Source organism: Chloroflexota bacterium, from assembly GCA_034717495.1.
GTDB lineage: Bacteria > Chloroflexota > Anaerolineae > JAAEKA01 > JAAEKA01 > JAYELL01.
Window position 1 is genome coordinate 1 of sequence record JAYELL010000015.1, and the last position, 19970, is coordinate 19970.

18 protein-coding genes are annotated in these 19970 nt (G+C 57.3%); 12 read left to right on the forward strand and 6 right to left on the reverse strand.

What is annotated here, in order from left to right; all coding sequences use genetic code 11:
* Positions 1-322 precede the first annotated feature (322 nt).
* Positions 323-1291 carry a 4Fe-4S binding protein gene (locus U9R25_03590; GenBank protein MEA3334965.1) on the forward strand — a complete coding sequence of 323 codons (969 nt, stop codon included), beginning with the start codon at positions 323-325 and terminating at the stop codon, positions 1289-1291.
* On the opposite strand, the gene U9R25_03595 is transcribed toward U9R25_03590, so the two are convergent.
* The 6 genes from U9R25_03595 to plsX all read right to left on the reverse strand — a co-directional run bounded on the left by U9R25_03595 (position 1263) and on the right by plsX (position 8503).
* On the reverse strand, positions 1263-2675 hold the full coding sequence (locus tag U9R25_03595) for a tryptophanase (protein MEA3334966.1): 1413 nt from the start codon (positions 2673-2675) through the stop codon (positions 1263-1265). The two genes, U9R25_03590 and U9R25_03595, sit on opposite strands and share 29 nt — an antisense overlap.
* 10 nt (positions 2676-2685) lie before the next feature.
* Positions 2686-3726: a homoserine dehydrogenase gene (locus U9R25_03600; GenBank protein MEA3334967.1), complete on the reverse strand. Its 1041-nt coding sequence runs from the start codon at positions 3724-3726 to the stop codon at positions 2686-2688.
* A gap of 138 nt (positions 3727-3864) precedes the next feature.
* Positions 3865-5046 (reverse strand): tRNA epoxyqueuosine(34) reductase QueG, encoded by a 1182-nt coding sequence (gene queG, locus U9R25_03605; protein MEA3334968.1) that lies wholly within the window; start codon positions 5044-5046, stop codon positions 3865-3867.
* A 202-nt stretch (positions 5047-5248) separates the two neighbouring features.
* Positions 5249-5962, reverse strand: a complete 714-nt coding sequence (locus tag U9R25_03610) for a hypothetical protein (GenBank protein MEA3334969.1) — start codon at positions 5960-5962, stop codon at positions 5249-5251.
* A gap of 55 nt (positions 5963-6017) precedes the next feature.
* Positions 6018-7424: a beta-ketoacyl-ACP synthase II gene (fabF, locus tag U9R25_03615; GenBank protein MEA3334970.1), complete on the reverse strand. Its 1407-nt coding sequence runs from the start codon at positions 7422-7424 to the stop codon at positions 6018-6020.
* Positions 7425-7483: 59 nt separating this feature from the next.
* Positions 7484-8503 carry a phosphate acyltransferase PlsX gene (plsX, locus tag U9R25_03620; protein MEA3334971.1) on the reverse strand — a complete coding sequence of 340 codons (1020 nt, stop codon included), beginning with the start codon at positions 8501-8503 and terminating at the stop codon, positions 7484-7486.
* A 453-nt stretch (positions 8504-8956) separates the two neighbouring features.
* On the opposite strand from plsX, the gene U9R25_03625 reads away from it, so the two are divergent.
* The 11 genes from U9R25_03625 (at position 8957) to U9R25_03675 (ending at position 19873) form a co-directional block, all read left to right on the forward strand.
* Positions 8957-9208, forward strand: a complete 252-nt coding sequence (locus U9R25_03625) for a PspC domain-containing protein (GenBank protein ID MEA3334972.1) — start codon at positions 8957-8959, stop codon at positions 9206-9208.
* Between the two features lie 688 nt (positions 9209-9896).
* Positions 9897-10421: an AMMECR1 domain-containing protein gene (locus tag U9R25_03630; GenBank protein MEA3334973.1), complete on the forward strand. Its 525-nt coding sequence runs from the start codon at positions 9897-9899 to the stop codon at positions 10419-10421.
* 111 nt (positions 10422-10532) lie between these two features.
* Entirely contained in the window at positions 10533-11270 is a 738-nt protein-coding gene (locus tag U9R25_03635; GenBank protein MEA3334974.1) for a GntR family transcriptional regulator, read from the forward strand.
* 57 nt (positions 11271-11327) lie between these two features.
* Positions 11328-12305, forward strand: coding sequence for a sugar phosphate isomerase/epimerase family protein (locus U9R25_03640; protein ID MEA3334975.1), 978 nt, complete (start codon positions 11328-11330; stop codon positions 12303-12305).
* Positions 12306-12379: 74 nt separating this feature from the next.
* A complete protein-coding gene (locus U9R25_03645; GenBank protein ID MEA3334976.1) occupies positions 12380-13378 on the forward strand; it encodes a carbohydrate kinase in 999 nt (332 codons plus the stop codon).
* Between the two features lie 41 nt (positions 13379-13419).
* On the forward strand, positions 13420-14262 hold the full coding sequence (locus tag U9R25_03650; GenBank protein ID MEA3334977.1) for a transketolase: 843 nt from the start codon (positions 13420-13422) through the stop codon (positions 14260-14262).
* Positions 14253-15218 (forward strand): transketolase C-terminal domain-containing protein, encoded by a 966-nt coding sequence (locus tag U9R25_03655; protein MEA3334978.1) that lies wholly within the window; start codon positions 14253-14255, stop codon positions 15216-15218. Before U9R25_03650 ends, U9R25_03655 begins: the two co-directional genes overlap by 10 nt.
* Before the next feature lie 55 nt (positions 15219-15273).
* Positions 15274-16563, forward strand: coding sequence for an NAD(P)-dependent oxidoreductase (locus tag U9R25_03660; GenBank protein MEA3334979.1), 1290 nt, complete (start codon positions 15274-15276; stop codon positions 16561-16563).
* Positions 16560-17519: a thiamine pyrophosphate-dependent dehydrogenase E1 component subunit alpha gene (locus U9R25_03665; protein ID MEA3334980.1), complete on the forward strand. Its 960-nt coding sequence runs from the start codon at positions 16560-16562 to the stop codon at positions 17517-17519. Before U9R25_03660 ends, U9R25_03665 begins: the two co-directional genes overlap by 4 nt.
* Entirely contained in the window at positions 17512-18501 is a 990-nt protein-coding gene (locus tag U9R25_03670; GenBank protein ID MEA3334981.1) for an alpha-ketoacid dehydrogenase subunit beta, read from the forward strand. Before U9R25_03665 ends, U9R25_03670 begins: the two co-directional genes overlap by 8 nt.
* Positions 18502-18565: 64 nt before the next feature.
* Positions 18566-19873, forward strand: coding sequence for a dihydrolipoamide acetyltransferase family protein (locus U9R25_03675; protein MEA3334982.1), 1308 nt, complete (start codon positions 18566-18568; stop codon positions 19871-19873).
* Positions 19874-19970 lie beyond the last annotated feature (97 nt).

Below are 19970 nucleotides of genomic sequence, written 5' to 3' on the forward strand. Positions count from 1 at the left end.
GAGCTTGTATTATCGAAGTAGTTGGGAAAGGGCGTCAAAACAGTTACCCAGGTTGCCAATGCATCCATAATAATCTCATGTTACGCACATGGCCAAGTTACGGGTCAAATGACATCCTGAGCCTCGCCAGCACGCCAGCAGGCGGTGCGTGAGCTACGCCAGCAGGCGGACCGTGAGGTCGGCGGTCCGGGAGGACTTCGAAGGGCGGCATTTGACCCGTTCGCACACTTCGATCGCACTCAGTACACCTGCGCAGGGCCGCAGGCGCTGCGTGCGAACTGCGTAACTCCAGTTACAATGACGACAGGTTGGAGGTGACACCATGGTCCGGGTTCTTCGTTTCACTTTTACGGCAGTAGCAACTCTCGTTTTCGGCATCGTAACTTCCGTTGGCATACTCTGGCTCTTTGGCGAGCGCTGGCGGCCGGTACGGCGATCGACAATAGGATATTTTCGAAGCGCCGGGATGTCGCGCTGGCTGGAGGCGTTGCATGGCTACGTCTATGTTCGTTGGAGCAATCAGTACATTGGCATCGGATTGGGCCAGGTCAAAACCCACCGGCGTGTCTTTCAGCACTGGAGCGCTGACTCTTATCACGGCAAGGTATTGACCCATGACCTGGCCCGGCAGTTCCTCGTCCTGGATCACGACCTTGATCTGCCCGACCAGGAGCAAGTCATCCCCTATCCCACGGCGCGGGACATCGTCGTCCGCAACCCCAAGGACATAGCCATATACAACTGCCCTTGCCGGCAGACCAGGGAGAATCCCTGTCTACCCCTCGATGTCTGCATGATCGTCGGGCAGCCCTTTGTGGACTTTATCGTTGAGCACAACCCCAGGAGTGCCCGTCGCATCACACAGAACGAGGCCCTGGCGATCCTGGAAGCCGAGCACGAGCGGGGACACATGCACACGGCCTACTTCAAGGATGCCATGGAAGGCCGGTTCTACGCGATCTGTAACTGCTGCCAATGTTGCTGTGGTGCCGTCGAGGTCATGATGCGGGGCGGGATTCCCATGATTTCCTCATCGGGCTACATCGCCGAGATCGACGCCGACGAGTGTATCGCCTGCGGCGAGTGTGAGGAAGCCTGCCCCTTTGGTGCAATTCATGTCAACGGCACCGCGGTAGTCGATACAACCCTCTGCATGGGTTGCGGGGTCTGCCAGGTAGCCTGTGATCTGGATCTTCCCACTCTCATTCGGGATGAAAGAAAGCCTCTGCCGCTGGATATCAAGGCGCTGGAGGCACAGGCCGTCAAGCCACTGGCTCAAAACGGGCCGTGAAATGCCGTAGCACCGGTGCCTGCCAGGTGATACGCAGGCCCTCAATAGCATCCCTGCGCTGGCTGATGTAGGCCATCGCTTCGGCAACATAGTCCACATGGCTCTGAGTGTAGACCCGTCTGGGAATCGTCAACCTCACCAGGTCCAGGGGGGACGGCTGCTCCGGGCCACCGTCATCGGTTGGGCGGCCGAAGACGACCTGGCCAATCTCAACCGGTCGGATGCCTGCTTCCAAATACATGGTAGCCGCCAGGGCTTGTCCGGGATACTGATGGGCGGGGATGTGGGGTAGCATGGCACGGCTATCGATGTAGATGGCATGTCCCCCCGGCGGCTGCACAATCGGCACGCCCGACTCGCTCAGCTTCTCACCGAGATATGCGCTCGATCGAATGCGGTAGCGCAGATAGTCCTCTTGCAGCACTTCCCGCAACCCCACTGCGATGGCCTCCAGGTCGTAGCCGGCCAGCCCGCCGTAAGTGGGAAAGCCCTCGGTCAGGATCAATTGATTCTTGCAGCGCTGGGGCAGGTCGAGATACGGCTGCCGTTGGTAGGGAGGATCGTTGAGGGCCAGAAAACCACCGATGTTTGCCAGTCCATCCTTTTTTGCGCTCATGGTGCATCCATCGGCGTAACCAAACATCTCCCGGGCGATCTCGAGCGGTGTTTTGTGGGCGTATCCCTTCTCCCGCTGTTTGATGAACCAGGCGTTTTCGGCAAACCGACATGCATCCAGGAAAAACAAGAGACCGTTTTCGCGACAGATCTCACTGGCTGCACGGATGTTCGCCATGCTGACCGGTTGACCGCCCCCTGCGTTGTTGGTCACAGTCAGCATGACCACCGGTATCTTTTCGACGCCAACCTCCCGGATGGTACGTTCCAGCGCTTCTGTGTCGATATTACCCTTGAAAGGATGGACCAGGGCTGGCTCGAGTCCCTCGGAAACCACCAGATCGCGCGCTTCCGCGCCGCGAAACTCCACGTTCGCCCGCGTCGTGTCGAAGTGGTTGTTGTTTGGCACCACATCACCTGCCTGGCAAAGTGCACCGAACAGGATACGTTCCGCCGCGCGGCCCTGATGGGTTGGTATGACATGCGTATAGCCGGTAATCTCCTGTACTGCCTCTTCGAAGCGATAAAAGGATCGGGCGCCGGCGTAACTCTCGTCTCCCCGCATCATGCCAGCCCACTGGTTGGAGGACATGGCTCCCGTGCCGCTGTCCGTCAGCAGATCGATAAGAACATCATCAGACTTCAACAGAAAGAGGTTGTACCCCGCTTCCACCAGTACCTGCTGCCGGTGCGCGTAGGTCGTAAACTGTATCGGTTCAACGGTCTTGATCTTAAAGGGTTCGATGATGGTCTTGAACTTGTGAGGCATAATTGTTTCCTTATGTTCCTGCTATATCCAACAGGTCTCCCAGGACCGCGTAGCCAGTCTCGCGTTTGCCCGCGCCAGGACCCACCAGCGTGACGTCTCCCAATAGATCCGTGGTGAAGGTTAGCGCGTTGCTGGCACCACCGACCCCGGCCAATGGATGGCTCAGGGAAACACGCGTGGGTTTGATGCTGGCCCTGGTAACGCCATCCTCCTGCCAGACGCGGGCGATGAGCTTCCAGCGCTCACTGGCGTTTTGCGCGGCCTGGATGTCTCTGGCATCGATCTCGGTGATACCGGTACGATCCACATCCGACAGGGTTAATTTGCCGTTCATCAGGACGTTCGCCAGGATGACGGCCTTTCCAGCCGCGTCCCAACCCTCCACGTCGGCTGTGGGATCCGCCTCTGCGTAGCCAAGACGTTGGGCCTCGGCCAGTGCGGCATCATAGCTCTGCCCCTCTTCCATCTGGCTCAGGATGAAGTTGGTAGTGCCGTTGAGGATACCTCGAATCTGGTTGATTTCGCATCCGGCCAGCGTTGTTTCAGCCATACGAATGGCGGGTGTGCCGCTCATGACGGTTCCTTCAAAGCGGAACTGAACCTGATTGTCCCGGGCCAGTTCCGCCAGTTCCCGATAGGCAAGCGCGACGGGACCCTTGTTGGTGAGTAGGGCGTTCTTTCCACTTTCGAAGGCTGCCCTGACGTGACTGATAGCCGGCTCACCGGTCTGTACATCGGTCCAACTGACTTCAATCATGGTGTCCGCATTGCTGTTCCAAATCGTTGTTATGCTGTCCCAATCACGACGCAGTGTTGGGCTATCCGGATAAGAATCCAGTTTTCCGGTGCGACGCACTGTGTTCAACAGGGTGGCGAGATCGAGGCCGGTTGGTTGGTAGAGGTTGCCTTTAACCAGATCGCTGATGGCAACAATCTGGAATGCCGTCCCGAAACGCTCAATCAACTCGTCTTCCTTATCCAGCAGGATTTCAGCGAATCCCTGACCGACGGTTCCAAAACCGATCAGTGCCAGGCGGTGGACTCGGGTCATAGGTGACTTCTCCTTTGTTGTGCCGCGTGATGACATTGGGCCGCATCGTCGTCCGTCGCGATGGTACGCACGCAGGTGCCGTCAACCGGGCGTGATCACAACCGTTTCATTACAAGAATGGTGTCGCCGCAGCAGTTCTCATTTCATGGCCAGCGCTGCGGTGATTTCCAGCAAGACCTCGGGGTCATGTTCCTTTTCCAGACAAGACTGTAGCAACAGGCGGGCATGGGCAGTGCCGATCTTTCCCAGCGCCCAGGCAGCGTGGCTGCGGATCAACGATTCGCTATCCTCCATAGCCTGTGAAAGGCCCGGGATGGCCGCTGGGTCAGCCCAGTTTCCCAGGGCTACGCAGACGTTGCGCAGTAGCCCGCGGCGTTTGGCTCGTTTGATCGGCGATTTGCGAAAACGTTGCCGAAAACCCTTCTCGTCCAACGCCAGCAGGTCCAGAAGTTTGGGTGCAGCGACCTCTGCCAACTCTCCTGTTCGCGGGAGTTGCCTTCGAGTGGCGTAACGCCGGTTCCATGGGCAGATTGTCTGGCACAGGTCACAACCGAAGACCCAGTTGGCGAGCAGAGGCCGAAGTTCCAAAGGGATTGCTTCGCGATTCTCGATCGTCAGATAACTGATGCAGCGTCGTGAGTCCAGGATGAAGGGCTCTGGGAATGCCCCGGTGGGACAGATGTTCAGGCACCGGGTGCATTGACCACAGGTGCCCTCATGTGAATGCGAGACCGGGACGGGTTCTGAAGCAGTCCAGGAGCCGTAGGCCAGTTTTTCGGGAACCAGGAGTTCAGCCAGGAAAAACCAGGATCCTGCACCAGGTACGATCAGACAGGTGTTTTTCCCGCCAAAACCCAGGCCAGCGCGGGATGCCCAACTGCGCTCGAGGATGGGGCTTGTGTCGACGCAGGCCCGTCCCATGTCTGTGCGACCGGAAGCTTCTCTCAGGGCGGTATCCAGATCAAACAACCGGCGCTTGAGAGTGTCATGGTAATCGGCCGACCATGCGTAGCTGGCGATCAGTCCTCGCGACCGATCATTGCGCAGTTCCGAAGGCAGGTTGCCCGAAAAGTAGTTGGCGCCGAGCACCACGATGGAGCGCGCCTCCGGCAGCAAGTGCCTGGGATCGGCTCTTTCAGCAGCCCGCCCAGGCAAATAGCTCATTTCTGCGGCGTGTCCATCCTCGATCCATCGCATAAATAGGTCGAAATCGGGACTTGGGCCGACCGGTGCCACGGCGACAACCTCGAATCCCAGTTCGAAAGCCTTGGATCGAACAACTGCTGTCAATCGGCCGGGATTCACCGTCTCTTTCTCCATGCTACCTGCATATATTTTCCGCCGCCAGTCTGGCTGTTGTTTCGCATGGTCTCTGGCAAATCGTCTCATGGCCCTTTGCCGCGCGTCTGGTGTCCTGTTGCCAGGCTATGATGCCAGAAGCAAGAGGGCTTGTCAAGGTGTGGAATTGAAAAAAGCCGCCGAAAACGCGGCGGCTTGAGCGTATGGTTTCAAATGGGTGGTCCTATTTTGGCGTGGATGTAAACAGTTTCTCGAGTTCGTCGAGAGTGGCTTTGTCGATGCGCTTGACTTTGGCACGCTGTCGCATCAGTGCCTTGAGACCCTTGGGCACAACCACGGGAATATCGGGATTGTTCAGATCCAGATTGACTTTTGGATTGATGAAGAGGGCAACCGGTTGAACTTCTTCGTCCAGGTCGGGCATATGGGTTTCCAGGTAATCCTGCATCTTGCGTGCTTCTTCCTGGGCCTCGACGGTGGGATTGCCCAGGCCTTCCCTGCCAAAAGCAGTCAAAAAACGACTAATAGAGAAGGGTTGCTTCCAGCGACTACCTGTATTACTGATCTCGCCGCCCTGGTCCCGCACAGCAAAGGTATAGAGTCCGCTTGGGCCGGCGAACACATAGGAAGCGGGTAACATCCAGCTGTAAAGCATATAGCGGTCGTCGAACCCCTTGAGTTCCTTTGCAAGGATTTCATCAGGGCGAGGACTGCGGCCAAAACGGCGAACGTTGTAGCTACCAACATTGGCCGCGATAAACCCGATCAGAAGGCATCCGATGGAACCCATCATCCAGAATAGGTAGTTGGGGTCAGTGGGTTCCGTTCGAAACGAGATTACCATTCCGATGGCAAGGACGCCAAGACCGGCCCAACTGGCAATCTGACCGATCTTGGCGCGGCGTTGTACGTGTTGTTCGTTGACGAGGGCGCGCATAGTGTTTCCTGAGTGTGTGAGTAAGATGGTTTCTACAGATGTGTAGATGCTGCGCTTATGGCAGATACTTGCCGACGATCAGACAGGCATTCTGTCCGCCGAGCCCAAAGCTGTTGGAAAGAGCCGCCTTGATCTCTGTCTTGCGGGCAACCGCGGGCACATAGTCAAGATCGCATTCAGGATCGGGATTCTCGTAGTTGACTGTCGGGTGAACGACGTCATGGAAAACCGAGAAGATGCAGGCCATGGCTTCGATCGCGCCTGCGCCCCCGAAGCAGTGACCGATCATTGACTTGGTGGAACTGACCGGGATATCGTAGGCCTGCTCACCGAAGACCTCCTTGATTACCAGCGTTTCGTGGGCATCGCCGAGGGGGGTGCCGGCGGCATGGGCATTGATATAACTGATGTCGTCGATCGAGAGGCCTGCATCGCTAAGGGCTCCCCGCATTGCCAGGGCGCCACCGCTCCCTGTTGGATCGGGCTGAGCGGCATGATAGGAATCTGCTGACTGACCCCATCCCAACACCTCTGCGTAGATACGGGCACCGCGTGCCAGTGCGTTTTCCAGGCTTTCGAGAACGAGGATAGCCGTACCCTCACCGATGACGAAACCGTCACGCTCGGCGTCAAAGGGCCGGCTGGCACGGGTCGGTTCATCGTTGCGGGTGGTCGTAGCCCGCAAGGCCTCAAACCCGCCGTAGAAGACATCACTAACCATAGCCTCGACACCGCCAGCCAACATGATGTCGGCCGTGCCCCTGCGGATTTCCTCCAATGCAATGCCGATAGACTGGGTGCCTGCAGCGCAGGCCGTCACAACGGTGTTCAGTGGTCCTCTAAACCCAAAGGCGTTGCTGATGTGGAAAGAAGCAATGTTGGGAAGCCCATTGATGGTTTCCATGGGGCGGCCACGTAATTTCTTTTTCCCTGCCGAGCGTTTGATCGCGGCAACGAATATGTCCATGCCACCTACGCCCGTTCCCATGGTGACGCCGGCTCGATCGCCATCAATATCATCCGGTTTGAGGCCCGCATCTTCCAAAGCTTCATAGGCCGCGACAACGGAGACCTGAGAACAGCGGGCCATCCGCCGCGCTTCCTTGTGGGGAATGCGGATTGACGGGTCGAATTCCTTGATCTCCGCACCAATACGACTTGCGTACGGGCTGACGTCGAATTGGGTCACAGGCCCGATGCCCGATTTTCCCTCGATCAGGGCTTCCCACGTCTCCTGAGCAGTGTTGCCTACTGGAGTAACGGCGCCCATACCGGTAACGACCACCCGTCGACGAGTTTGCTGTTCTTCGGCTGCCAATGCACCAAGGGCAGCCATGATTGCCTCATCGCTTGGAGGCGGCGCCTCGTCGGGCACGGTGCCGTTCATCGACAGCAGTTCATTTGCCAGTGCCTGCCGAACGTTCTCTGGCAATCTCTTCAATACATCGCGTACGCTAGTCATGAATGTCCTTTTCTTTGAACCAACAGCTTGCAGTGTAATAACAATGGCTACTATTCAGATTATTTCGACTCCGGTTGTGTTTCCAGGCCTTCTCTAATCTTGGCAACGACCTCCGCCTGGACCGCGTCGCGCGCAACCTTGATCGCACTGCGCACCGCCCTGGCATTGGACCGGCCATGACCGATGATACAGATATTGTTGAGACCGAGCAGCACACCACCACCGATTTCAGCGTAATCCAGTTTTGCTCCCACTGCTTGCAGCGAGGGCCGCATTAAGAGGGCGCCGACTTTCGAAAGTGATCGACTTGTGATTTCCTCTTTGAGGGTGTCCACAATCAGCGAAGCAACACCCTCGGCCAGCTTGATGATGACGTTTCCCGTGAAGCCATCGGTGACGACGACATCGGCCACGCCCTCGGTAATATCCTTGCCTTCCACATTGCCGATGAAGTTCAGTCCTGGTGTGGCCTTGATCAAATCGAAGGCCTCGATCACCGGCCTATTACCTTTACCTTCTTCCTCGCCAATGGAGACGAGACCAACTCTGGGCTCCGGTATCGCCAGTACGTTTTCGGCGTAAATATCGCCCATTACGGCAAATTGCTGGAGATATTCCGGTCGCCAGTCGGTGTTGGCGCCGATATCAAGCAGGAAGCACTTTCCTGTCCTGGTAGGGAAGATTGTGGCCAGTGCGGGCCGGTGGATTCTTCGTCTTCCGTCGATCTTGATGCGACCGAGCTTGATCAGAGCAATTGCCAGACAGGCGCCAGTGTTGCCACAGGTTACGAACGCATCCGCTTCACCCGATGAGACGAGATCCATGCCAACGTGCATCGACGACTCAGGCTTGCTCCGCAGGACCTTGCTCGGTTTGTCATCCATATCGATCGTTTGACCGGCGTGAACGACAGGCAGGTCGAGGCCGCTGGTGTCATGCCCGGAAAGCTGCTGTCGAATGACCTCTTCTTCGCCTACCAGCACAACTGTGATATCAAATTCTCTGGCAGCTATGACAGCACCTTCAACTGTAACGTCCGGTGCATGATCTCCGCCCATGGCGTCGAGAACGATTTTCATGATTCGATTTCGTAAACCCTCAGTGCCAGCGTGCCAAGTCCGGCCAGGGCGTCCAAAACAGCCCCGATTTTCAGAACGGCTCTCGCAAGCGTTGAAAGCTGCCCCGGCATCGACTGCTTCGTACACTCATGAGTCGCGTCAATACTGCCAACAGGATTTGCCCGCTAAATGTTAGAACACGGTTGATGGCTGTAAGTTGCGTTCTGCAACGGGAAACCAGACCGAAATTTCAGTATCCACGAATCGGTGGACTCTGTCAAAAAAGCGCGTGGTACCCTGTTTGATCCGTTGGTGCGAGAACAACATCTTCCAGCCCGCGACTTTCTTGGGCTGGAAACGTATTATGAAGTAGAGATTGAACGATTATTTTCGTTTGCCAACCTTCGGCGGTGGATCTGCCACAGTCGATTACAAATGGAGTTGCTGATCACCTGGTCAGCAGGAGGTTATTTGATGCAGAAACGACTTTATCGGTCCCGGACGAACCGGGTCGTGTCCGGCGTATGTGGTGGTTTCGGAGACTACTTCAACGTGGATCCCGTGTTGATCCGCGTGATTGTCGCTGCTCTGGGATTAATGTCCTTCGGGACCATCTTGATTCTTTACCTGGCGATGGCGCTGATCGTCCCACTTGAGCCGGCACAGGCACTTTCAGAGCGACCTGAGCAGACAACCATCACTGAGGCCGGGGAAGAATCTGGCTAATTGTTAGTGGCGGAGGGGCAGGTAGACAAGGACCAGGTAGACAAGGAAACAGGGAAACAGGGAAACAGGGAAACAAGGAAACAGGGAAACAAGGAAACAGGGAAACAAGTACACAAGTACACAGGGAAACAAGGAAACAGGGAAACAAGGAAACAAGGAAACAAGTACACAGGGAAACAAGGAAACAAGGAAACAGGGAAGAAGGGAAGAAGGGAAGAAGGGAACAGGAAGGCATGGCGGGCAAGGTGGCAGGTGATCTGTGAGGAAGCAGTCCGAGGGCGGCCAGCGGGTTGAAAGAGGCTTTGAGGATTGGAAGTGTTGGCAATTGGCGCGGCGGTTGATGATCAAGTGCCATAAGATGGCCAGGACACTGCCCCAGATTGAGCGCTTTGACCTGGCGTCGACTATGCCTCACGACCCCTCCCCGGGCCGGGGGGTGGGTCCGGCCGTGCCAGTCTGCATTTTCATCGTTGCTGGTGTGCCAACGATCATGTTGACTTGTCTACTCATCTACTTGCCTACTTGTTTACTTCCTCCTCATAGGCTGTTGACGTTGGCAGCATAAGACGGTACAATGAAGCTGCAAAATCGGCCGGAGGCTTATTTTTCGCGACTGGACGATCTCTATCTCGAATTGCGCTGACGCGAAAAACGAAAAAAACAGAGTTTGAACAGGCAAGATAGCCCGATGTCACATACTCTCGTGAACCTGGCGCGCGACGCGATCCGCTATTACCTCGAAACCGGGAAGCATCTCGCTGTGGGCGACAGGCCAGGCAATGGTCCGGCTGGAGCACTGTTTGTATCGTTGCATGATACGGCGCAGCCTGGAGAAGAACAGGGTGCCCTGCGCGGTTGTCGGGGAAGCCTTCGCCCGGTGGAGGATACCCTGTTTGCCGAGGTTGTGCGACAGGCGGTCTATGCCGCTGCTGACGATCCACGAGTGACAAGCGTGTGTCTGGAGGAGGTTGACGCAATTGAGATCACCGTCTATCTCCTGGGTCCTCGCGTTCTGGTGGAGAACCTGGAAGAACTGGATCCAGCTCGTTACGGAATCCTGGTGGAAGCCGGATATCGCCGTGCGCTGCTGCTGCCGGCGATATCCGGCATCGATACCGTCTCCGATCAAGTGATGCTGACGAAACGAAAGGCGTCGATTGGGCCCGACGAGCCCGCGGAAATCTATCGATTTGAGGCCGAAATCCTGGAGTAGGATTGGCGGCCAGCCCCTCTCATGGGCGAGAGGGGATTTTTTTTGACAATTGATCTGGCGATATGTTATAATGTCATGACATTTGTTCTATCCCTGGAAAATCTCTCCACGATGACTGAAGACCAGATCTATCGCCACAGTAAACTACCTCTTTACCATCAGCTCCATGAGATTCTGCGCGGTGGCATTATGCGCGGCGACTGGTTACCGGGCGAGATGCTTCCTCCTGAATCGCAATTGATCGAGCAGTACCAGATCAGCAGGACAACGGTACGGCAGGTCTTTGATATGCTCGTCAACGAGGGACTGGTCTATCGCCAGAGAGGCCGGGGTACCTTTGTTTCCCAGCCAACCATTGAACAGAGCCAGGTCAGAATCGTCAGTTTCACCGAGGATATGCGCCAACGGGGCCTTGAGCCCGGGACCCAGGTACTGGAAGCCGGTTTGCTGCCGGCGCCCAACGACATTGCCAGGATACTCGGGGTTCCCGCCGGCAGCGAGCTGGCTCACATTCAACGTCTGCGGCTGGCCAATGACGAACCTCTCAGCATGGAAGATGCCTATCTGGTCCACCGATATTGCCCGGGGATCCTGCAACGGGACTATGCCAGCGATTCCCTGCGCCGGACCCTGGAACAGTTCTACGGAGTGCGGCTGGAGCGTGCCACACAGGTTACCAGAGCTGTGCCGGCGTCGAACTCTTTGAGCGAACACCTGGGTGTCAATCCGGGATCGGCAACGCTGTTTCTGGAGCGTGTGTCCTACGACCTGGAGCAACAACCAGTTGAATTTCTGCGGATCTACTATCGCGGCGACCGGTATTCTCTGTATAGCGAACTGCTGGGCTAGATGCCCTGTCAGAAAAGCATGAGGAGCCGGGGGAGCAGGCAAGGAGATACTCACCATATGAAGGATATCAAGGTCTCGTGTGGTATTTGGTTTCTGGGAGCAACCAGTGATCGTTTTGTCAAGCAGGGGTACCGGCCTGACATCGGAATCGAGCAACGCTTTAAGCTGGCGGCTTCAATCGACGGGATTGACGGGTTGGAAATGCACTATCCAACGGAGGTCACTGATGACAGCTACAAGGATCTGAAGATGCTGGCGAATGACCTGGGAATGGAGATTGTGCAGTTCTGTCCCCATCTTTGGGTTGACCCCAAGTTCAAGTATGGCCAGTTTACCAATTCAGATCCCCAGATCAGGCAGGATGCTCTCGATCTGGCCAAACGAACCACCGATATCGCTCAGGTCATGGAAGCGCATATCATGGTCTATTGGCCTGCACAGGATGGCTATGATTATCCCTTTCAGATCGATCATCGCCGCGCACTGGATTGGCTGGTTGAGAATCTGGCCGCCTGGTGCGACCACAATCCCGATCAGAAGATCGTTGTCGAGTACAAGGCATGGGAACCTCGCTCGCGAATCTTGCTGCCGACCATCGGTCATTGCATGACGATCGTGAACGAGATCAACCGGCCCAACTTTGGTGTCAATATCGATATGGGCCATGCCTTCATGATGAAGGAAAACCTGGCGGAATCAATCGCACTTTGCAGCCGCTACGGAAAGCTTTTTCACACCCACTGGAACGACAACTGGAAGCTCTTCGACGACGATCTTATCGTTGGCACCGTCAATCTCTGGGAAACGCTGGAGGCGCTGCTCTGGCTGGATGAATGGGGCTATGACGGTTGGTTTGGACTCGATCTGTTCCCCTACCGGGAGGATCCGGCTGAGGTTGTCTCTGAGACCATCAAGAATCTCAAGTTTGGCTACGAGCTGCTGGACCGGGTACCCCGCGAAGATCTGCTCGAGTGTATGCACACCTACGATGCCATCAGGATCTCCCAATTGATGCGACAGATGCTCGGCGGATAATACCAAGATGTCAGCATGTCAAGATGACATAATGACATCGTGACATGCTGGCATAATGACATGCTGACATAACTATGAAAATCGTAACCCTTGGTGAATTGCTGATCGATATGTTCCCGGCAGAGGTCGGATGTCGACTGGTCGAAGTGTCGGCCTTTCATCCGAAACCGGGGGGTGCTCCCGCCAACGTCGCTGTCGCGGCTCGCCGTCTGGGAGCCACTACGGCGTTCATCGGCAAGGTGGGCGACGACGCCTTCGGCCGTTTTCTGATCGATGTACTGAGGCAGCAAGGGGTCGAAACACGGGGAATGCGAATCGACGAGGAAGCGCGCACCACCATGGCCGTGATCGCCATGCCCGACGAAAACAGCGCGGAGTTCGTATTTTACCGCAATCCGGGCGCCGATCAGCGGCTTCGGCCCGACGAACTGGATCGGGACCTGTTGGCCTCGGCAAAAGCCCTGCACTTTGGCTCCCTAAGCCTGACACACGAGCCAAGCCGTGCAGCGACCCACGAGGCGGTAACGGTCGCTCGCCAGGCAGGCGCCCTGGTTTCCTATGATGTGAACTACCGGCCAAGCCTGTGGGAGTCACCCGAAAAGGCCGTCGCCCAGGCTGCAAAGATGGTACCGCGGGTGGACCTGCTAAAAGCCAATGAGACAGAGCTGGGCTTGCTGACCGACGGCCGGTGGTCGATGGTCGATGGTCGATGGTCAATTCAGGAGGCGGCAAAAACCCTCCTGGAGCGGGGCCCCTCGTTGGTGGTGGTGACACTGGGACCAGGTGGAAGCTACGTGCAAACCGCTCAGGGGGGCAGGTTCATCCCCGCCTTCCCGGTGGATACTGTGGATGCCGTTGGCTGTGGCGATGCATTCATAGCCGGTGTGCTGGTTCAGCTGACTGCCGGCGCAGACTGGCAGCAGCACCTGGAGTTGGATCAGCTGGAGTCGATTCTGAGATATGCCAGTGCGGTTGGCGCACTTACGGCAACCAAACAAGGAGTGATCCCGGCGCTGCCAACGGCCAGGCAAGTGGAAGTGTTTCTGGCCGACAGGTTGAACCAGGGGCTTTGATGGCAAGTTGTTTCATGCAACAATGATCGATGAGGAATTCTATGACTATTTCGACTTTGCAGGTCAATGACCGCCAGCGACTGAATGAACTGGCGAACAAGTTCCGCTGCACTGTGCTGGATATCACGACCCATGCAGGCTCGGGCCATCCATCCAGTTCCTTCTCCTCGGTGGAGATCTTGACAGTGCTCTATTTCGGAGGAGTGCTACGTTATCGGGCGGATGAACCCGATTGGCCCAATAGAGATCGTTTCATCTTGAGCAAGGGGCACGCCGCTCCTCTCTTTTACACCGTTCTGGCCGAAGCTGGTTATTTCGATAAACAGCTTCTCGGGACCCTTCGAACGATTGGCAGCCCTGTCGAAGGGCATCCGGTCCAGGGCAAACTTCCCGGAATCGAGAATACCAGCGGTTCCCTGGGCAAGGGAATCTCGGTTGGCATCGGGCACGCCCTCGGCGCACGGATGAACGATCTTGGGTACCGCGTCTATGTGCTTTTGGGCGACGGGGAGTGCGAGGAAGGCCAGATCTGGGAAGGTGCCATGGCGGCTGCTCATTTCAAGAACGACAATCTGGTGGCCATCGTGGATTACAACAAGTACCAGGAGACAGGCCCCATCAGCCGGGAGATGGCACTGGAGCCGTTTGCGGACAAATGGCGTTCCTTCGGCTGGTATGCCATCGAGGCGGATGGACATGATGTCGATGAACTGAGCCAGGCCTTTCGAGATGCCGGGAATGTCAAGGGAAAGCCATCGGTGATCATTGCTCACACGGTTAAAGGCAAGGGAGTCTCCTTTGTCGAGGCAGATTTCACCTATCATGGCCGGGCATTGACTGAGGATGAAGCAGTAGGAGCGCGGGAGGAACTAGAATGTCGTTAGGCGAGCGAGCAGGATTGAAGCCTGCCAAGAGAATGCGAGAGGTCTTCGGCGATGCAATGCTGGATCTGGTAGAATCCAATCCGAAGATCGTTGTCCTGGATGGCGATCTTTCCAATACGACCAAAACCCTGGCAGTGCGCGAGGCTTTCCCGGAGCGGTTCTACAACATCGGGCTGGCAGAGAGCAACATGGTAAGCATCGGCGCCGGGCTTGCCGACTGCGGATTTTTGCCCTTTATTACCAGCATGTCCTCATTTTTGCTCTGCAATGCCTACGACCAACTGCGTCTGAATATCGCAATTTCCAGCGTCAATGCCAAGGTTGTGGGCAGCCATGGCGGCATTACACTGGGCAAGGATGGGGCCACGGCGATGGCCATCGAGGATCTGGCCCTGGTGGGCGGCCTGCCCACTTTCACCATCCTCGTACCCGGTGATCCCGCCTCCATGCATGCTGCAGTCAAAGCCATGGCAGAGTGGGATGGGCCGGTCTATCTCCGTTCGAGCCGGGTCGCCATGCCCCACATCTATCCCATGGATGCCTGTCCCTTCGAGATTGGTAAGGCCAACCTGGTTCGAGAGGGCGGCGATGTTACTATCATCGGTTGTGGTATGATGGTTGCCGCAGGACTGGACGCTGCTGCCGTTCTTGCCGAAGAGGGTATCGAGGCCCGTGTGCTGGACATGCATACCTTGCGACCGATGGATGTGGATGCCATCGTCGCAGCCGCTCAGGACACAGGTGCCATCGTAACCGCTGAAGAGCATTTATTACACGGCGGCTTCGGAAGCAACATTGCCCGTATCGTGGCTGAAAACCATCCGGTACCCATGCGTTTCATCGGCCTGGCGGATACCTATACAGACTCAGGTGATCCTGACCTGCTATTGGCCAAATATGGCATGAGCGCGGATGATATTGTAGTCGCGGCCCGGGAGGCTGTGGCGGCAAAGTGATGTCATCTTGTCAAGATATCACAATGTCATAATGACATAACATCGAGGTTTGTACATGCTATCAACATGGTTGAAACAACGCCAGGCGGACGGTACGCCGATCCGCATCGGTGCCACAGGCGCCGGCTGGATGGGAAGTGGTTTCGTTGCCCAGGTAAGACACGTTCCAGGTATGGAGGTATCGATACTGGCTGATGCGGACGTGGGCGCGGCGCGGCGGGCTTTTTTGAATAGTGGCATCGCCGGGGATGCCGTTGTCGAGTGCCACAACCCCGAACAGGCCATGGACGCTATCCGCGCCGGCAAAAGAGTCGTTACCGGCGACTACACCCTGGCCGCCAGGGTAGACGCGATAGACATCGTAACCGATGTGACTCCCTCGCCAGCCTCCGGCGCGGAGACGGCTTACGCCGGGATTCAACATGGCAAGGATGTCGTGCTCGTCAATATCGAAGCCGATGTGACCGTAGGACGGGCACTGAAGCAACTGGCCGCTGAGGCAGGCGTGCTCTACAGCGTCTCTTCCGGAGACGAGCCGGGCTGCCTGATGGAACTCTGGGAGTTCGTGCATTTACTGAATTTCGAGCCCGTTGTGATTGGCAAGGGGAAGAACAATCCCCTGGACCCCAGTGCTACCCCGGACACGGTTGCCGAGGCGGCCCGTCGAGCCAACAAGGACGCCTACCAGACCGCCTCCTACGTGGATGGCACGAAGACCATGTTTGAGATGAGCTGTGCGGCCAATGCCACCGGGTGTTTGCCCATGCAACGGGGCATGATCGGTCCCGAAGCCACCCTGGAAACGGTGACCGATCTCTTCATGCTGGAAGAGGATGGCGGTATTGCACGCTTTCCCGGCGCAGTCGATTTCGTGCAGGGCAAATCGATGGCGGGTGGCGTCTTCGTGACCTGCCGGGTGGATGATGCGCGCATCGCCGATGATCTGAAGTATCTTAAGGTGGGCAATGGGAAATATTCGACCTTTTTCCGCCCCTTCCATCTCTGGTTCATCGAAGCACCAATCTCTTTCGCCAGAGCATATCTGGATCGCCAGGTGACACTGGTGCCTCTGGATCAACCTGTCGCGGAAAACATGACCGTTGCCAAGCGTGATCTGAGCGCCGGCGAGACCATGGATGACTTCGGCGGCTACCTGTTTCGCGGCGTGATGGATCGGGCTGACGCAGCGCTCGAGTTGAATGCCTTGCCGGCCGGCCTGGCACCCGGCGCCACCATGCTCAACGCTGTGGCTCAAGATCAGATCGTCACCTGGGACGATGTACAGCTTGACGAGAATAGCACGCTGGTCAAGCTGCGGCGGATTCAGGACGGGACTTGCGTATGACCTTAACTGCCGAAAAAAAGCACGATCTTTTGAGACAGATGTATACGATTCGCGCCTTTGAAGAGATGGCTGAACAACTGTACACGATGGGAAAGATCCACGGTACCATGCATCTTTCCATCGGTATGGAAGCATCGGCGGTTGGCGCTGTTGCCGCGTTACAGGATGATGACTTTATTTTGAGCACCCACCGGGGCCACGGTCACTGTATCGCCAAAAACGCCGACCTGAATCTCATGATGGCGGAGTTCATGGGCAAAGAAACGGGCTACTGCCGTGGCCGCGGCGGCTCGATGCACATCGCCGACGTCGATGGCGGCAATCTGGGCGCCAACGGCGTTGTTGGCGGGGGCATCCCCATTGCCGTTGGGGTGGGCTTGAGCCAGAAAATGCAAAAAACCGGCAGGATTTGCCTCAGCTTTTTCGGCGACGGTGCGGCCAACCTCGGCCCCTTTCACGAGGCGCTCAATATGGCCGCCATCTGGACGTTGCCGGTGGTCTTTGTCTGCGAAAACAACCAGTATGCCATGTCCTATTCGGCCAAAAAAGCTTTTGCCATTGATAAGATATCCGATCGCGCTGCGGCCTACGGCATGCCTGGCGAAACGGTCGATGGCAACGACCTGATGGCCGTCTATACAGCCGTGCGTCGGGCCGTTGACCGGGCTCGTGACGGGGGTGGGCCATCGTTGATTGAATCCAGTACCTATCGATGGCGCGGCCATTCCAAGAGCGACGCCAATCGTTATCGAAGCAAAGCGGAGATCGAGGAATGGCGGGCCAAAGACCCGATAGCGCGCTTTCGACAGCAGTTGATCGATGCAGGTGAACTGGACGACCAGGGGGCCGACGCGATCATGCAGGCAGCTTCTGGCGCGATCGACACAGCCGTCGAATTCGCGGACTCCAGCCCGGAACCGGACCTCGCGACCATCGAGGATGGCGTGTATGCCTAGAGAACTGACCTACCTGGAAGCGGTGCGCGAAGCTCTGCAGCAGGAGATGCGCAGGGATGAAAGAGTCTTCGTCATCGGCGAGGATGTGGGTGTCTACGGCGGCGCCTTCGGTGTGACCCGCGGCATGGTTGAGGAGTTCGGCGAGGAACGGATCATCGACACGCCGATCAGCGAGCTGGGCATCGCCGGCGCGATCACAGGTGCAGCGCTGACCGGAATGCGTCCTGTCGGCGAGATCATGTTCATGGATTTCACCACCCTGGCGGCTGAGCAGTTGGTCAATCAGGCTGCCAAGATCCGTTTCATGTTCGGCGGCAACGCCACTGTTCCCTTCGTCCTGCGAACGCCTGCGGGATCGGGCACCGGTGCAGCCGCCCAACATTCCCAGAGTCTGGAGAACTGGTTCGTGCATGTGCCTGGTTTGAAGGTAGTCATGCCCAGCACGCCATATGATGCCAAGGGTCTGCTGGTGGCTTCCATTCGGGACGATAATCCGGTCATGTTTATCGAAAACAAGCTGCTTTATAAGTCCAGAGGGCCTGTACCGGAGGAGATCTACACCCTGCCGCTCAGCGTATCGGAGGTGAAGAGAGAAGGCCGCGATGTGACAATAGTGGCGACTGCGATCATGGTACAGCGTGCCCTGGAGGCTGCCCGGCAGTTGGCTGAGATGGGCATCGAGGTTGAGGTTGTCGATCCGCGCACATTGAAGCCTCTGGATCGGCAGCCAATCATCGCTTCGGTCATCAAGACCGGCCGCGTATTGATTGTGCATGAGGCCTGCAAGACAGGTGGCTTTGGTGGTGAATTGGCCGCGGTGATCGCCGGGAGTGAAGCCTTCGATTTTCTCGATGCTCCCATCATCCGGCTGGCGGGCCGGGACATGCCAATTCCCTACAACCGCACTTTGGAGTACCATACAGTGCCTCAGGTCGACGATATTGTCCAGGCGGCCCGGAAGCTGGCCGAAGGCAGCGTATGATGCTTCGCTATCACGGTCTCTGGATGGCCCGTTTCAGGCGCGAATGGTGCGCAGGAGGTATGGTGTGGCAACCTCTGTAATCATGCCCAAGCTGGAGATGTCCCAGGAGACGGCAACCGTTATCGAATGGTTGGTCGAGGAGGGACAGGCGGTTGACAAGGGTGCGGCACTTCTGGAGGTCGAGACCGACAAGATCACGGTCGAGGTCGAGTCGCCCGCGTCGGGACTGCTGGCAGGCATTTGCGTGCAATCGGGGGAGGTCGTTCCCGTCACGTCGGTCATCGCCTACATTCTCGAGCCCGGTGAGCAACTGCCCACGGCCAACGAGGGGCCGATGGGGTCACCTGCTGCGGAACGAAACATCAATGTAACCCCCGTGGCCGCGCGACTGGCCGAAGCACAGGGCGTTGACATGGCCGCTGTAACAGGCACCGGGGCAGGTGGGCGAATCACGAAAGCGGACGTCGAATCCGCCGTGGCTCGTGCTCAGCCATCCGGCACCGGGGTAACGGAAGAACCCAGGCCACGGGCCACGCCGGCAGCCCGGCGGACCGCTCGGGAGACCGGCGTCAACCTGGCAGGCGTTGGTGGTACGGGACCACGCGACCGGATCCAGGTTTCCGATGTCGCGGCAGTTGCAGCCATGGCCGGCCGGCCGCCAATCGACAGGCAGCCAGCCAGCGTGGTTCCGCTGGAGGGGATGCGTCTCAGGATTGCTCAGCGCCTGACCGAGAGCTATCAGAACACCCCCCATGTCACGTTTACGGTCGACGTGGATATGACTGCCGCGTTGATGGCACGCCAATCCTTGAACCGGCGGGCTGAGGTGCAGGAACGCCCCCGTATCTCAGTGACCGCATTACTGGTCCAGGTCTGCGCCTGGGCGCTGAAGCGACATCCCCGGCTCAATGCATCGCTCCAGGGCCAGGAGATACATCTCCACTCGAAGGTGAACGTCGGTGTGGCAGTTGCACTCGACGAGGGCCTGATCGTACCCGTGATCCAGCAGGCGGATCAGCTGTCGGTGAGCGAGATTTCCCTGAAGCTGGCCGACCTGACGGAACGCGCCCGCTCGGGCCAACTCCTCCCCGATGATGTCGCCGCAGGTACCTTCACCATCAGCAACCTGGGCATGTTTCGAATCGATCACTTCACGGCAATTATCAACCCTCCCCAGTGCGCCATATTGGCTGTGGGTCGGATTTCCAAGCGGCCGGTCGTCGAAGAAGGGCAGGGCGACGATCAATTGGTGATTCGACCGGTGATGACGATGACCCTTTCGGTCGATCATCGACTGGTGGACGGCGCGGCGGCGGCTCGATTCCTGACCGATCTTGTCGACGCGTTGGAGGCTCCGGTTCTGATGCTGTGAAGCAGTGTTATCAGGTTTTCGGTGGGCCGTGACCAATTCCCTGCATAGAGCCTATTTCTGCGGCATCTGCCCGTACCGGATGCTTCGCAAAGGATGC

Bases quoted from the DNA above. Each gene is read 5' to 3' on its own strand.
- U9R25_03645 (MEA3334976.1), top strand. From the start codon at position 12,380: ATGAAAATCGTAACCCTTGGTGAATTGCTGATCGATATGTTCCCGGCA.
- queG (MEA3334968.1), bottom strand. From the start codon at position 5,046: ATGGAGAAAGAGACGGTGAATCCCGGCCGATTGACAGCAGTTGTTCGA.
- U9R25_03655 (MEA3334978.1), top strand. From the start codon at position 14,253: ATGTCGTTAGGCGAGCGAGCAGGATTGAAGCCTGCCAAGAGAATGCGA.
- U9R25_03625 (MEA3334972.1), top strand. From the start codon at position 8,957: ATGCAGAAACGACTTTATCGGTCCCGGACGAACCGGGTCGTGTCCGGC.
- U9R25_03610 (MEA3334969.1), bottom strand. From the start codon at position 5,962: ATGCGCGCCCTCGTCAACGAACAACACGTACAACGCCGCGCCAAGATC.
- U9R25_03595 (MEA3334966.1), bottom strand. From the start codon at position 2,675: ATGCCTCACAAGTTCAAGACCATCATCGAACCCTTTAAGATCAAGACC.
- fabF (MEA3334970.1), bottom strand. From the start codon at position 7,424: ATGACTAGCGTACGCGATGTATTGAAGAGATTGCCAGAGAACGTTCGG.
- U9R25_03640 (MEA3334975.1), top strand. From the start codon at position 11,328: ATGAAGGATATCAAGGTCTCGTGTGGTATTTGGTTTCTGGGAGCAACC.
- plsX (MEA3334971.1), bottom strand. From the start codon at position 8,503: ATGAAAATCGTTCTCGACGCCATGGGCGGAGATCATGCACCGGACGTT.
- U9R25_03670 (MEA3334981.1), top strand. From the start codon at position 17,512: ATGCCTAGAGAACTGACCTACCTGGAAGCGGTGCGCGAAGCTCTGCAG.
- U9R25_03660 (MEA3334979.1), top strand. From the start codon at position 15,274: ATGCTATCAACATGGTTGAAACAACGCCAGGCGGACGGTACGCCGATC.
- U9R25_03650 (MEA3334977.1), top strand. From the start codon at position 13,420: ATGACTATTTCGACTTTGCAGGTCAATGACCGCCAGCGACTGAATGAA.
- U9R25_03665 (MEA3334980.1), top strand. From the start codon at position 16,560: ATGACCTTAACTGCCGAAAAAAAGCACGATCTTTTGAGACAGATGTAT.
- U9R25_03635 (MEA3334974.1), top strand. From the start codon at position 10,533: ATGACTGAAGACCAGATCTATCGCCACAGTAAACTACCTCTTTACCAT.
- U9R25_03630 (MEA3334973.1), top strand. From the start codon at position 9,897: ATGTCACATACTCTCGTGAACCTGGCGCGCGACGCGATCCGCTATTAC.
- U9R25_03590 (MEA3334965.1), top strand. From the start codon at position 323: ATGGTCCGGGTTCTTCGTTTCACTTTTACGGCAGTAGCAACTCTCGTT.
- U9R25_03600 (MEA3334967.1), bottom strand. From the start codon at position 3,726: ATGACCCGAGTCCACCGCCTGGCACTGATCGGTTTTGGAACCGTCGGT.